Source organism: Pseudomonas sp. UBA2684, from assembly GCA_002354655.1.
Taxonomy (GTDB): domain Bacteria; phylum Pseudomonadota; class Gammaproteobacteria; order Pseudomonadales; family Pseudomonadaceae; genus Aquipseudomonas.
Genome location: DELY01000001.1, coordinates 82,643 through 94,714, shown reverse-complemented (window position 1 = coordinate 94,714; position 12,072 = coordinate 82,643). Strand labels below are relative to the sequence as shown.

Below are 12,072 nucleotides of genomic sequence, written 5' to 3'. Positions count from 1 at the left end.
CGGCGCGTCAACTGCATAAGGAGACTGCGCATGCTACTTGCCACCGATCTCGATGGAACCTTTCTCGCTGGCGATCCCGAGGATCGCCTGAGTCTTTACCAGACCATCGCCGCCCACCCGGAAATCCGCCTGGCTTACGTCACCGGCCGCAGCCTCGAGGCGGTGCTGCCGCTACTGGCCGACCCGACCTTGCCGCAACCGGACTTCATCATTTCCGACGTCGGCGCCAGCTTCACCCATGGCGATACCCTGCAACCGATCCAGCCGCTGCAAAGCCAGGTGGATGCCCTGTGGCCCGGCGAAAGCCAGGTCGCCAGCGCCATCGAAGGCTTCGCCCTGGAGCGCCAGGACGTACCGCAAATGCGCCGCTGCTCGTACTTCTGCAGCCCCGCGCAGGCCGCCGATCCGGCCCTGCAAGACGCCGCGCAAGCCTTGGGCTGCGACCTGCTCTACTCCGCCGAGCGTTACCTGGATTTTCTGCCGCAGGGCGTCAACAAAGGCAGCAGCCTGCAAGCCCTGGCCAACTGGCTGGGCATCGACAACGATCAGGTCTTGACCGCGGGCGACACCCTCAATGACCTGAGCATGCTCAGCGGCACCTTCAAGGGCGTGTGCGTCGGCGAGTCCGAGGCGGGCCTGCTGCAAGCCACCGAAGCCTATTCGCGCACCCTGCACGCCAGCCGCCCCGGCTGCGGCGGGATTCTCCAGGCATTCGTGCACTTCGGTTTTCTCGGCGAACACGGGATTGCCGCCGAACGGCGCCTGGCGGCCAAGCCCGGACAGGCGCAAATGGTCATGGTCTACCACCGCCTGCCCTATGAAGAACACCGCGTCGGCGGCGCCCTGCAACGGCGCCGGCCGACCTCGCCCAACGGCATCATCCCTACCCTGCTGAGCTTCTTCGGCGATGGCCGCCCGGGCTCCTGGGTCGCCTGGGCGGTGCACGAAGACGGCGACGAGGCATTCGACACGCACACCACGGTCGACGCCGAGCGCTACCCCAGGCTCACCGCCGCGCGGGTCAAGTTGAGCAAGGCAGAGGTCGACATCTTCTACAAGCGCTTCTCCAAGGAAGCCTTCTGGCCGACCCTGCACACCTTCTGGGAGCGCGCCACCTTCAACGAGGACGACTGGCAGGTGTTCCTCAAGGTCAACCGCGCCTTCGCCGAGCGCACCGCCCTGGAAGCCGCCGAGGGCGCCATCGTCTGGCTGCACGATTACAACCTGTGGATGGTTCCCGGCTACCTGCGCGAGCTGCGCCCGGACCTGCGCATCGCCTTTTTCCACCACACCTATTTCCCTTCGGCGGACGTGTTCAACGTGCTGCCCTGGCGCCGGCAAATCATTGGCAGCCTGCTGCAATGCGACTACATCGGCTTTCACATCCCGCGCCAGGTGGAGAACTTCGTCGACGTGGCGCGCGGCGTCACCCCGCTACAAACCGTCAGCCGGCAGAACTGCGCACCGCGCTTCATCACCTATGGCTGCGCCGTGGGCCTGGAACGCATGACCACGGCCGTCGACACCGGCAGCCGGGTGGTCAAGCTCGGCGCCCATCCGGTCGGCCTGGATATCGACCGCGTGCGCAATGCCCTGGCGCTGGAGCAGACCCAGCAACAGATGACGCGGCTGCGCAAGGAGCTCAGCGGGATCAAGCTGATCCTCTCGGTGGAACGCCTCGACTACACCAAGGGCATCCTGGAAAAGCTCCAAGCCTTCGAACGGCTGCTGGCGGACAACCCGGAACTGCTCGGCAAGGTCACCCTGGTCAGCATCTGCGTGCCTGCCGCCAGTGAAATGACCATCTACGACGAACTGCAAGCGCAGATCGAACAGGCCGTAGGGCGCATCAATGGTCGCTTCGCCCGCATCGGCTGGACGCCAGTGCAGTTCTTCTTCCGCAGCTTCCCGTTCGACCAGGTGGTGGCCTGGTACGCCATGGCCGACGTGATGTGGATCACCCCGTTGCGCGACGGCCTCAACCTGGTGGCCAAGGAATTCGTCGCCACCCAAGGCCTGCTGCAAGGCCATGGCGTTTTGGCGCTCTCAGAGTTCGCCGGCGCCGCCGCCGAACTCAAGGGCGCGCTGCTGACCAACCCGCACGACACCGCCGACCTGGCGAGCACCTGCTACCTGGCGCTGAACATGCCCAAGGCTGAGGCCCAGGCGCGGCTGCGCGAACTGTTCGATATCGTCAGCTACAACGACATTCGCCGCTGGGGCGACGAGTTCCTCGCCGGCGTCACCGAGCACGAAGTAGCGCCGCTGGTGTTGGCCAGCTGACCCTCGCGGGCCAAGGCCATGCCCGCAAGGGTGCATGGCCTTGGCCGCAATAGCGTCCCGGAGGGCTCGGCGCTCAGCCCGTCTGGCTGTCCACCGCGCAGTTGATCATCCAGGACACGCCGAAGCGGTCGGTGAGCATGGCGAAGCGCGTGGCCCAGAAGGTCTGTTGCAGCTCCATCTGCACGGAACCCTGGGCAGACAACGCGGCGTACAGGCGCTCGGCTTCAGGCACGTTAGCCACCTGCAACGAGATCGAACACCCCTTGATGCCCTCGTAGGGGCATTGCGGGATGCTGTCGGAGGCCATCAGCAGTTGGTCGCCCACGGTCAGGCAGACATGCATGATGCGCTGGTGAAACTCCGCCGGAATCTCGCCGGCATCGGGACACTCGGCGAAGCGCATCATCTCCAGGCTGCCGCCCAGGCACTCGGCGTAGAAATTGAAGGCGGCCTCGCACTGGCCGTCGAACGTCAGGTAGGCATGGATCTTCATCGGTGTTCTCCTCAGCGGTTGTAAAACTCTCGAACGCCGTTCTCCAGACGTTCGCAACGCAACGCCAGCAGCGCGCCTGGGGGCGTTGCTGCTCAGTCTTGGCGGTTGATGTGCGCGCGCAGACGCGCTTCCTGCTCGCGCAGTTCGGGGGTGAATTCGGCGCCGAAGTCCTCGGCCTCGAACACCTGGCGGATTTCGATCTCAGCATCTCCCGGCATCGGGTTGGGACAGCGCTTGACCCACTCGACCGCCTCGTCCAGCGACGACACCTGAAATATCCAGAAGCCGGCGATCAGCTCTTTGGTCTCGGCAAAAGGGCCGTCGATAACCGAACGCTGGGCCCCGGAAAACCTCACCCGTGCGCCCTTGGCGCTGGGTTGCAAGCCCTCTCCGGCGAGCAATACGCCGGCCTTGAGCAGCGCCTCGTTGTACTCGCCCATCGCCGCCAGCAATTGCTCGCTGGGCATCTCGCCCGCCTCGGACGCCTGGCTGGCTTTGACTATCACCATAAATCGCATCGTCGCACCTCCTGATCAGCTAGGGTCCGGCCACCCTGGCGGGTCATGACGCCTGTGCGGCCGGTTGTACTGAATAGTCGAAGCAGCCGCGACGAGATCGACAAGGCCTGCGCATTTTTTTCTGCACCCGCCACAACTGCGGCGCCGCTTAGCGCCTCGGGCCACCCGCACGGCGCGCTTTGCCGCCGCGGCAACACCAGGTGCATCCGGCAAATGCCCGGTGTTGCGCCGTCACACCGGCGACAAACGGCAAACGCAGCACGCTGAAAACATAGCAGCCGCCAAGGCGGCGGTAGCGTTTGCCGGGTAACCGCTTGCCACCCAACTCGGAGACGCCCAACAAACAGCAAGGCCCCGGTTTTAGCGGGGCCTTGCCGAGTCGAGAAGCCTGTTACGACGGGGTTATTTCAGCGACTGCAAGTAGTCCTGCAACGTTTTTTCGTCGGCGGATTTGACCGTCATACCTTCCGGACCGGAACCGATGTCGGTGAATTGCTTGGCCGGTTCGCCGGTTTTCTTGAAGTCTTCCAGCTCTGGCGAGCCTTCGCGGAAGACCCACAGGCGGCCGTCCTCGATCTCGGTCACGAAACCGGGTTTGTCGTATTGGCTGGCAAACGTCGCGCTGGCGAACAGGCTGCTCAGCAGCATCGCGGTCAGGGTGAGCTTCTTCATCGCAAGGTTCCTGCTTGGGGTTAAGGTGTTGCAGAGCCTAAAGCGGCTGCGATGACAGATTAATTACAAAATACGGATATACGAGTAACCAGATATTACTTAAGCAAAGAACCACGCCTCCACTATCAAAAACCCACTAAACCCCGATTATGTAGCGCGAATGGCTGCGTGGGCCCTAGCAATTAGCGCCCAAAGCTTTACCTAATATTCGTAAATACGTATATTCGAAAAATCATATCTGCATCGAGGCTTGGCCATGACCTACAAGACCCGCGTGCTGTTCGTTTGCGTGGCTAACGCTGCGCGCTCGCAGTTGGCTGAAGCGTTGCTGCGGCACACTGACGCCGAGCGCTTCGAGGCCTTCAGCGCAGGCACCGAGCCTGGCGAGATCGATCCTCGCACCCTGGAGGCGCTGGAACATTTGGGCGTGAATAGCCAAGGACTGCGCAGCAAGTCCATCGATGAGTTTGCCGGCGAGCGTTTCGAATACGTCATCACGCTGTGCGATAAATCGGCGCTGGAGTGTCATGCCCTTCCCGGCGCTGGGGAGGTGCTGGCGTGGAACTTTGCAGACCCGGCGACCAGCCCTAAGCACGACGCCTTCCGTCATACCCTTCACGAGATACACGAACGCATCAAAATGTTCGTGCTGGTGAAAACCAAGAAAACCAAACGTTGAGACCCTATGGCTGACCATCTGACCCCCACCACCGTTTTCAAATGCCTGGCTGACGAAACCCGCGTCCGCCTGATGTTGCTCATCGCCCGTGAGGAAGAGCTGTGTGTGTGCGAGCTGACCTGTGCGCTCGACGAGAGTCAGCCGAAGATTTCCCGCCATCTGGCGCAGCTGCGCAATTGCGGTTTGCTCGCAGATCGCCGGCAAGGGCAATGGGTGTATTACCGCCTGCACCCGAGCCTGCCGGACTGGGTGATCGCCATTCTGAAAACCACCCTGGAGGCCAATCGGCACTGGCTCAGCCCAGACGCCAAACGCCTCGACGTGATGGGCGACCGCCCGCAGCGCCTGGCCGCCTGCTGCTGAATCCACGCCTGGCCTTTAAGAGATCGCCTGATGAAGATTTTGTTTCTCTGCACCGCCAACAGCTGCCGCAGCATTCTTTGCGAGGCTGCATTCAATCACGTGGCGCCCACTGGCATGCAAGCCTATAGCGCTGGTAGCCAGCCGAAGGGCGTCGTGCACCCGCTGAGCCTGAAGACCCTGGAAAACGCCGGCATCTCGACCGTAGGGCTCACCAGCAAATCCAGCGAGGCCCACGAGGCCCTGGCACCTGATTTCGTGATCACCGTATGCGACAAGGCTGCTGGCGAGGCCTGCCCAGTATTTTTCGGGCCGGCGACCAAGGCTCACTGGGGGCTGGCTGACCCATCGGAGTACCCGGGCACTGAAGAGCAGATCGAAGCGGCTTTTGCCGCCACCCTGGAACAGATCGGCACCCGTATCGAAGCCTTCCTGGCTTTACCGCTCAAGCAGATGAATGCCGAGCAGCTCAAGGCTGAGTTGGCCTTGATCGGCACGCTCTGACACTGGAGGCCTGACGATGAGCAAAAGCCGTCTTTCATTCCTGGATCGCTACCTGACGATCTGGATTTTTCTCGCCATGGCGATTGGCGTCGGCTTGGGCAGCCTATTCGAGGGCCTGCCGGGCTGGCTCAACAGCCTGTCGGTGGGTTCGACCAATATCCCGATTGCCATCGGCCTGATCGTGATGATGTACCCGCCGCTGGCCAAGGTCAGGTATGAAGAGCTGCCCGAGGTGTTCAAGGACAAGCGCATTCTCGCGCTGTCGCTGGTGCAGAACTGGGTGATCGGCCCGGTGCTGATGTTCGTCCTGGCCATCGTGTTCCTGGCCGACAAGCCGGAGTACATGACCGGGCTGATTCTTATCGGTCTGGCGCGCTGCATCGCCATGGTACTGGTGTGGAACCAGATTGCCGGCGGCAACAACCAGTACGTGGCTGGCCTGGTGGCATTCAACAGCATCTTCCAGATTCTGTTCTTCAGCCTGTATGCCTGGTTCTTTCTCGGCGTGTTGCCGCCGCTGTTCGGCTTGCACGCCAGCGTGATCGACGTCAGTTTTTTGAGCATCGCCGAATCGGTACTGGTTTACCTGGGCATCCCATTCCTCGCCGGTTTCCTCACGCGCAAACTGCTGATCGGGCGCAAAGGCGAAACCTGGTACAACCAGCGATTTATCCCACGGATCAGCCCACTGACGCTGGTGGCACTGCTGTTGACCATCGTCGCGATGTTCAGCCTCAAGGGCGACGTGGTGCTGCAACTGCCGCTGGATGTGCTGCGCATCGCACTGCCGCTGGCGATCTATTTCGTGGTGATGTTTTTCATCAGTTTCGCCATGGGCAAACTGCTCGACGCCGATTACCCACGCACCACCGCTCTGGCGTTTACCGCTGCCAGCAACAACTTCGAACTGGCCATCGCCGTGGCCATCGCCACCTTTGGCCTCGCCTCGCCGGTGGCCTTCGCCACGGTGATCGGCCCACTGGTGGAAGTACCGGTGCTGATCGCCCTGGTGGGCGTGGCCTTGTGGCTCAAGCGCCGCTGGTTCGGCCAGCCCAGCGCGGCCCTCGCTCAGGAGTAGCCATATGACCGAAGAACACATCCCCAATCTCGCGGCCGAACTGCTCGACCTGCCAAGCCTCGACAAGCTCGGCAGCCCGCTGGCGGCCACGCACAAACCGCGCATCCTGCTGCTCTACGGCTCGACCCGCGAGCGCTCGTTCAGCCGTCTGCTCAGCGAAGAAGCCGCGCGCCTGCTGCACCGCTTCGGCGCCGAGACGCGAATCTTCAACCCCTCCGGCCTGCCGTTGCCAGACGACTCGGCGGACACTCACCCCAAGGTCCAGGAACTGCGCGAGCTGATGCTCTGGTCGGAAGGCCAGGTGTGGTGCTCGCCGGAACGCCACGGCGCGATGACCGCGGTGTTCAAGGCGCAGATCGACTGGGTGCCGTTGGCCATCGGCGCGCGGCGCCCGACCCAGGGCAAAACCCTGGCGGTGATGCAGGTGTGTGGTGGCTCGCAGTCGTTCAACGTGGTCAACCAGTTGCGCGTGCTGGGGCGCTGGATGCGCATGTTCACCATCCCCAACCAGTCCTCGGTGCCCAAGGCCTACCTGGAGTTCGACGAGGCCGGCCGGATGAAACCCTCGGCCTTCTACGACCGCGTGGTGGACGTGATGGAAGAGCTGGTGAAGTTCACCCTGCTGCTACGTGAGCGCTCCGACTACCTGGTTGATCGCTATTCCGAGCGCAAGGAATCGGCGCAAGAACTCTCCAACCGCGTTAATCAACGCGCCATCTGAAGGATTTTTGATCGTGCCACAACATCCGTACTCCGTGCTGAGCGCCAAGCAGATCCAGGGCCAACTGATCTTCACGCCGTGCCCTGGCACCCAAGACACATCGCTCGCCGAGGCGCTGGCCACCCTGAAAGAAGCCGGTGCTTCGGCCTTGCTGACGCTGATGCCGACTGAGGAGTTGCACCAGAACGCAGTCGACGACCTGCCGCAGCAGTGCCAGCAGCATGGCATCGAGTGGTTCCACCTGCCGGTGGAAGACGACCAGGCACCCGCCGAACCGTTCCAAGCAGCGTGGGACGCCAATCGCGAGCGGATCAAGCAACTGCTTAGCAGGCCGTTGAAAAACGTAGGCGAGGCAGCCGAGACAAGGCAAAAACAGGCGAGGAAGCGCAGTTTACGTGTTGTAAATGAGCATTCCGAGCCTGTTTTTAACGCCGTATCGGCAACGCAGGTAGTTTTTCAACGACCTGTTAGCGAAGGCAAACACATCGCCATTCACTGCAAGGGCGGCTCGGGCCGTACCGGGCTGATTGCCACCCAGTTGCTGATCGAGTGTGGCGTGCCGCTGCGCGAGGCAATCAGCCAGGTGCAGGCCCTGCGTCCGCGCGCCCTGCAACACCCCGCGCATGTCCAGTACATCGCCCAATTCGAGCCAGTTGCCAGACCCGGCAACTGATCCGTCATTCAAGGAGACAACCATGTCCATCAAAGTCGGTATCAACGGTTTCGGCCGCATCGGTCGCCTGGCGTTACGCGCCGCCTGGGATTGGCCAGAGCTGGAGTTCGTGCAGATCAACGACCCGGCCGGCGACGCCGCGACCCATGCCCATCTGCTGAATTTCGACTCGGTACACGGCCGCTGGCAGCACGCAGCCCGCGCCGAGGGCGAGCAGGTGGTGATTGGCGCCAAGCGCCTCACGGTCACCGCCAACAAGGCGCTTGCCGACACCGACTGGTCGGGCTGCGACCTGGTGATCGAAGCCAGCGGCAAGATGAAAACCGTGGCGGTGCTTCAGGCCTATCTGGATCAGGGCGTGAAGCGTGTGGTGGTGTGCGCGCCGGTCAAGGAGAAAGGTGCGCTGAACGTGGTCATGGGCGTCAATCAGCAGCTGTTCGACCCGGCGCAGCACCGCATCGTGACCGCCGCGTCTTGCACCACCAACTGCCTGGCGCCGGTAGTCAAGGTGATCCACGAACACCTCGGCATCCGCCACGGCTCGATCACCACCATTCACGACCTGACCAACACCCAAAGCATTCTCGACCAGCCGCACAAGGATCTGCGCCGTGCTCGCGCCTCGGGCATGAGCCTGATCCCCACCTCCACGGGTTCCGCCACCGCTATCGCGGAAATTTTCCCCGAACTGCGCGGCAAGCTGAATGGCCATGCGGTGCGCGTGCCGCTGGCCAATGCGTCGCTGACCGACTGCGTGTTCGAAGTCGAGCGCGCCACCTCGGTGGATGAGGTCAACGCGCTGCTCAAGGCGGCTGCCGCTGGCCCATTGCAGGGCATTCTCGGCTATGAAGAGCGCCCGCTGGTGTCGATCGACTACCGCACCGATCCGCGCTCCTCGATCATCGATGCGCTGTCGACCCTGGTGATCAACGGCACCCAGGTAAAGCTGTACGCCTGGTACGACAACGAATGGGGCTACGCCAACCGCACCGTCGAATTGGCGCGCCTGGTGGGCTCGGCCGACTGAGAACCGTTCTCCGTACTGTGGGAGGGGCTGGGCGGCATTCCGCCTTAGCCGCGACAGCGCTTACGCCAGTTGCCCGGCGGAGACGCCTGCGCCGAGCAGCAACCTCACAGGGTGGAATTGGCTGAGCAACCACGCGCCGTAGGATGGGTTGAGCGCAGCGATACCCATCACCTTCAACCCAACAGCAACAGGACGCAATCGATGTACGCTTTGTCCCGCCTCGCCCCCGACGTGCGCCAGTACCTGCTGGTGACCGGCAACTACTGGGCCTTCACCCTGACCGACGGCGCGCTGCGCATGCTGGTGGTGCTGCATTTCCACAGCCTGGGCTACACGCCGTTGCAGATTGCCGCGTTGTTTCTGTTCTATGAAATATTCGGCGTGGTCACCAACCTGGTCGGCGGTTACCTCGGCGCGCGCCTGGGGCTCAATCGCACCATGAACATCGGCCTGGCGATTCAGGTGCTGGCGCTGCTGATGCTCACGGTGCCGGCGGCCTGGCTGACAATTCCCTGGGTGATGGGCGCGCAGGCGCTGTCGGGCATCGCCAAGGACCTCAACAAGATGTCCGCCAAGAGTTCGATCAAGTTACTGGTACCGAACAGCCAGCAGGGCACGCTGTACAAATGGGTGGCGATTCTCACCGGCTCGAAGAACGCACTCAAAGGCGTGGGTTTCTTCCTCGGCGGCGCCTTGCTCGCCCTGCTCGGCTTTGCCGGTGCGGTGCTGGCCATGGCGGCCGTGCTGACGCTGATCTGGCTGGCCAGCCTGTGCCTGCTGAAGAAGGATTTAGGCAAGGCCAAGGCCACCCCGAAGTTCCGCGACATGCTCTCCAAGAGCCGGGCGATCAACCTCCTCTCTGCAGCGCGCTTGTTCCTCTTCGGCGCCCGCGATGTGTGGTTCGTGGTGGCCCTGCCGGTGTACCTGGCCAGCGTCTTCGGCTGGGACTTCTGGCAGGTCGGCGGCTTTCTCGCCCTCTGGATCATCGGTTACGGCATCGTCCAGTCCTGCGCGCCGGCGATCACCGGCAAGCGCCGCGGACAGCTACCCGATGGCCGCGCGGCCTGTCTCTGGGCGTTGCTCCTGGCAGGCCTGCCCGCGGCCATCGCCCTCGGCTTGCACAGCGCCCTGGCGCCGCAGGTGGTGCTGATCGGCGGTTTGCTGTTGTTCGGGGTGGTGTTCGCGGTCAATTCCTCGCTGCACAGCTACCTGATCGTCTCCTACGCCAAGGAAGACGGTGTGTCGCTGGATGTCGGCTTCTATTACATGTCCAACGCCCTGGGCCGGCTGCTCGGCACCCTGCTCTCCGGCTGGGTCTATCAGGCTTACGGGCTAGCGGCCTGCCTGTGGATCTCGGCGGCCTTCGTGCTGTTGGCGGCGCTGATTTCCAGCGCCCTGCCGCGCCACCCCGAACCCTGAACCAACGCCCCGGTACTGCGGCGCGCGCTATTGCACAGGCAACATTGCCGGAGCGCGCCGCCGCGTGGTGCGCCTTGCCGCGGCATCCGGCACGCGTGCCGCACTGGACGCTGTACGACCTCGAAAAAACAGCTATACCGCATAAGCCCACAGCGCTTTCGTCAATCGGCTGCAAGCAAAGACTGGGTCAGCCATACGCGACTCGATAGCCCTTCCACGACGGGGAGGATGCCTAATGAATCCGTTCACTCGATGGCGGCGATCTATCTCATTGGCGCTGTGCCTGGCGTTGCCCGCCTGCAGCTCGTTGCCGACCCTGGCACCGGATATGGCGCGCCACGGTGGGCCGACGGTGCAACTCGACGGCCCGGACGGCCCGCTTTCCCCCCAACGCAGCAAGGCCATCCTCGACCGCCTCAAGGCAAGCGGCGACGACACCGATATATTCACCCTGCACCTGGCGTTCGAAGAAGCGATCGTCGGCAGCCCGCTGACGGCCGGCAACAAAGCCGAACTCCTGCAAGACGGCCCCAGCACCTACAAAGCCATGGTCGCCGCCATCGAAGCCGCACGCGATCACATCAACCTGGAAACCTTCATTCTCGAAGACGATGAAGTCGGCCAACGTTTCGCCCAAGCGCTGATCGCCAAGCAGCGCACCGGCGTACAGGTCAACGTGATCCATGACAGTGTCGGCACCCTCAACACCCCCCGGGCATTCTTCAGCGAGCTCACCGCCGCGGGGATCAACGTGCTGGAGTTCAACCCGGTCAACCCACTGACTGCCAAAGCCGGCTGGGATGTCAACCAACGCGACCATCGCAAGCTGCTGGTGGTCGACGGGCGCATGGCCTTTCTCGGCGGCGTCAATATCAGCAGCGTGTATTCCGGCGGCTCGTTCAGCCAACCCTCGAAGAAACGCCCTGACGGCGCCCTGCCCTGGCGCGATACCCACTTGCAGCTTGAAGGCCCGGTGGTGACCGAGCTGCAAAAGCTGTTCATCGAAACCTGGGAAAAACAGCAAGGCAAACCGCTGGCTCCGCGCAACTACTTCCCCGAGCCCCAACAAAAAGGCAACGAAGTGGTGCGCGCCGTGGGCAGCTCGCCGGACGATCCGTACAGCCTGATCTACGTCACGCTGATTTCCGCACTGCGCAGCGCGCAAACCGAGATCTGGCTGACCAACGCCTACTTCGTGCCCGACCCGCAGTTGCTGGCGGCGCTCAAGGAGGCGGCCGCGCGCGGCGTCGATGTGAAACTAATCCTGCCCAGCAGCACCGATTCGTGGCTGGTGCTGCATGCCGGCCGCGCCTATTACAGCGAACTGCTCAAGGCCGGGGTGAAACTGTATGAGCGCCGCGATGCCTTGCTGCATGTGAAATCCGCGGTGATCGACGGCGTTTGGTCGACGGTCGGCTCGACCAATCTCGACTGGCGCAGTTTCTTGCATAACCAGGAGGTCAACGCGGTGATTCTGGGCACAGGGTTTGGCGAGAAGATGCGCCGCGCATTTATCGCCGACTTGCAGAACTCGGACAGCGTGAGCCTGGATCAATGGCGCCGCCGCCCCCTCGGCGTACGCGGCAAGGAACTGCTCGGACGGCTGTGGGAATACTGGTTGTGAGGCGCCTGCCGGAGCGCTACT

General features: G+C 63.0%; 13 protein-coding genes. 10 read left to right on the top strand and 3 right to left on the bottom strand.

Features of this window, described 5'->3' with window-relative positions; genetic code table 11:
• The first annotated feature begins 30 nt into the window (after positions 1-30).
• Positions 31-2,283, top strand: coding sequence for a glucosylglycerol-phosphate synthase (ggpS, locus tag B3M58_RS00420; RefSeq protein ID WP_296216548.1), 2,253 nt, complete (start codon positions 31-33; stop codon positions 2,281-2,283).
• A 73-nt stretch (positions 2,284-2,356) separates the two neighbouring features.
• On the opposite strand, the gene B3M58_RS00415 is transcribed toward ggpS, so the two are convergent.
• The 3 genes from B3M58_RS00415 to B3M58_RS00405 all read right to left on the bottom strand — a co-directional run bounded on the left by B3M58_RS00415 (position 2,357) and on the right by B3M58_RS00405 (position 3,966).
• Positions 2,357-2,776 (bottom strand): VOC family protein, encoded by a 420-nt coding sequence (locus B3M58_RS00415; RefSeq protein WP_296216546.1) that lies wholly within the window; start codon positions 2,774-2,776, stop codon positions 2,357-2,359.
• Between the two features lie 92 nt (positions 2,777-2,868).
• Positions 2,869-3,294 (bottom strand): YciI family protein, encoded by a 426-nt coding sequence (locus B3M58_RS00410; RefSeq protein WP_296216545.1) that lies wholly within the window; start codon positions 3,292-3,294, stop codon positions 2,869-2,871.
• Between the two features lie 402 nt (positions 3,295-3,696).
• The gene (locus tag B3M58_RS00405) at positions 3,697-3,966 is read right to left on the bottom strand and encodes a hypothetical protein (protein WP_296216543.1); all 270 of its coding nucleotides are present in this window, start codon (positions 3,964-3,966) and stop codon (positions 3,697-3,699) included.
• A gap of 256 nt (positions 3,967-4,222) precedes the next feature.
• Between B3M58_RS00405 and B3M58_RS00400 the strand changes: the two genes are divergently transcribed.
• From B3M58_RS00400 to cls, 9 genes are all read left to right on the top strand, one after another.
• Positions 4,223-4,645: an arsenate reductase ArsC gene (locus tag B3M58_RS00400; protein ID WP_296216541.1), complete on the top strand. Its 423-nt coding sequence runs from the start codon at positions 4,223-4,225 to the stop codon at positions 4,643-4,645.
• Between the two features lie 6 nt (positions 4,646-4,651).
• On the top strand, positions 4,652-5,008 hold the full coding sequence (locus tag B3M58_RS00395) for a metalloregulator ArsR/SmtB family transcription factor (protein ID WP_296216538.1): 357 nt from the start codon (positions 4,652-4,654) through the stop codon (positions 5,006-5,008).
• Between the two features lie 30 nt (positions 5,009-5,038).
• Positions 5,039-5,509, top strand: a complete 471-nt coding sequence (locus B3M58_RS00390; RefSeq protein WP_296216536.1) for an arsenate reductase ArsC — start codon at positions 5,039-5,041, stop codon at positions 5,507-5,509.
• A gap of 16 nt (positions 5,510-5,525) precedes the next feature.
• The gene (gene arsB / locus B3M58_RS00385) at positions 5,526-6,587 is read left to right on the top strand and encodes an ACR3 family arsenite efflux transporter (protein ID WP_296216534.1); all 1,062 of its coding nucleotides are present in this window, start codon (positions 5,526-5,528) and stop codon (positions 6,585-6,587) included.
• A gap of 4 nt (positions 6,588-6,591) precedes the next feature.
• Positions 6,592-7,308 (top strand): arsenical resistance protein ArsH, encoded by a 717-nt coding sequence (arsH, locus tag B3M58_RS00380; protein WP_296216532.1) that lies wholly within the window; start codon positions 6,592-6,594, stop codon positions 7,306-7,308.
• The gene (locus B3M58_RS00375) at positions 7,217-7,981 is read left to right on the top strand and encodes a tyrosine-protein phosphatase (protein ID WP_414704033.1); all 765 of its coding nucleotides are present in this window, start codon (positions 7,217-7,219) and stop codon (positions 7,979-7,981) included. Before arsH ends, B3M58_RS00375 begins: the two co-directional genes overlap by 92 nt.
• A gap of 22 nt (positions 7,982-8,003) precedes the next feature.
• Positions 8,004-9,008 carry an ArsJ-associated glyceraldehyde-3-phosphate dehydrogenase gene (locus tag B3M58_RS00370; protein WP_296216530.1) on the top strand — a complete coding sequence of 335 codons (1,005 nt, stop codon included), beginning with the start codon at positions 8,004-8,006 and terminating at the stop codon, positions 9,006-9,008.
• A gap of 201 nt (positions 9,009-9,209) precedes the next feature.
• A complete protein-coding gene (gene arsJ, locus B3M58_RS00365) occupies positions 9,210-10,427 on the top strand; it encodes an organoarsenical effux MFS transporter ArsJ (RefSeq protein WP_296216528.1) in 1,218 nt (405 codons plus the stop codon).
• Positions 10,428-10,662: 235 nt separating this feature from the next.
• Positions 10,663-12,051 (top strand): cardiolipin synthase, encoded by a 1,389-nt coding sequence (cls, locus tag B3M58_RS00360; protein ID WP_296216526.1) that lies wholly within the window; start codon positions 10,663-10,665, stop codon positions 12,049-12,051.
• The last annotated feature ends 21 nt before the right edge of the window (positions 12,052-12,072 follow it).

Coding starts and splice junctions, on each gene's coding strand:
- ggpS (WP_296216548.1), top strand. CDS start 31: ATGCTACTTGCCACCGATCTCGATGGAACCTTTCTCGCTGGCGATCCC.
- B3M58_RS00415 (WP_296216546.1), bottom strand. CDS start 2,776: ATGAAGATCCATGCCTACCTGACGTTCGACGGCCAGTGCGAGGCCGCC.
- B3M58_RS00410 (WP_296216545.1), bottom strand. CDS start 3,294: ATGCGATTTATGGTGATAGTCAAAGCCAGCCAGGCGTCCGAGGCGGGC.
- B3M58_RS00405 (WP_296216543.1), bottom strand. CDS start 3,966: ATGAAGAAGCTCACCCTGACCGCGATGCTGCTGAGCAGCCTGTTCGCC.
- B3M58_RS00400 (WP_296216541.1), top strand. CDS start 4,223: ATGACCTACAAGACCCGCGTGCTGTTCGTTTGCGTGGCTAACGCTGCG.
- B3M58_RS00395 (WP_296216538.1), top strand. CDS start 4,652: ATGGCTGACCATCTGACCCCCACCACCGTTTTCAAATGCCTGGCTGAC.
- B3M58_RS00390 (WP_296216536.1), top strand. CDS start 5,039: ATGAAGATTTTGTTTCTCTGCACCGCCAACAGCTGCCGCAGCATTCTT.
- arsB (WP_296216534.1), top strand. CDS start 5,526: ATGAGCAAAAGCCGTCTTTCATTCCTGGATCGCTACCTGACGATCTGG.
- arsH (WP_296216532.1), top strand. CDS start 6,592: ATGACCGAAGAACACATCCCCAATCTCGCGGCCGAACTGCTCGACCTG.
- B3M58_RS00370 (WP_296216530.1), top strand. CDS start 8,004: ATGTCCATCAAAGTCGGTATCAACGGTTTCGGCCGCATCGGTCGCCTG.
- arsJ (WP_296216528.1), top strand. CDS start 9,210: ATGTACGCTTTGTCCCGCCTCGCCCCCGACGTGCGCCAGTACCTGCTG.
- cls (WP_296216526.1), top strand. CDS start 10,663: ATGAATCCGTTCACTCGATGGCGGCGATCTATCTCATTGGCGCTGTGC.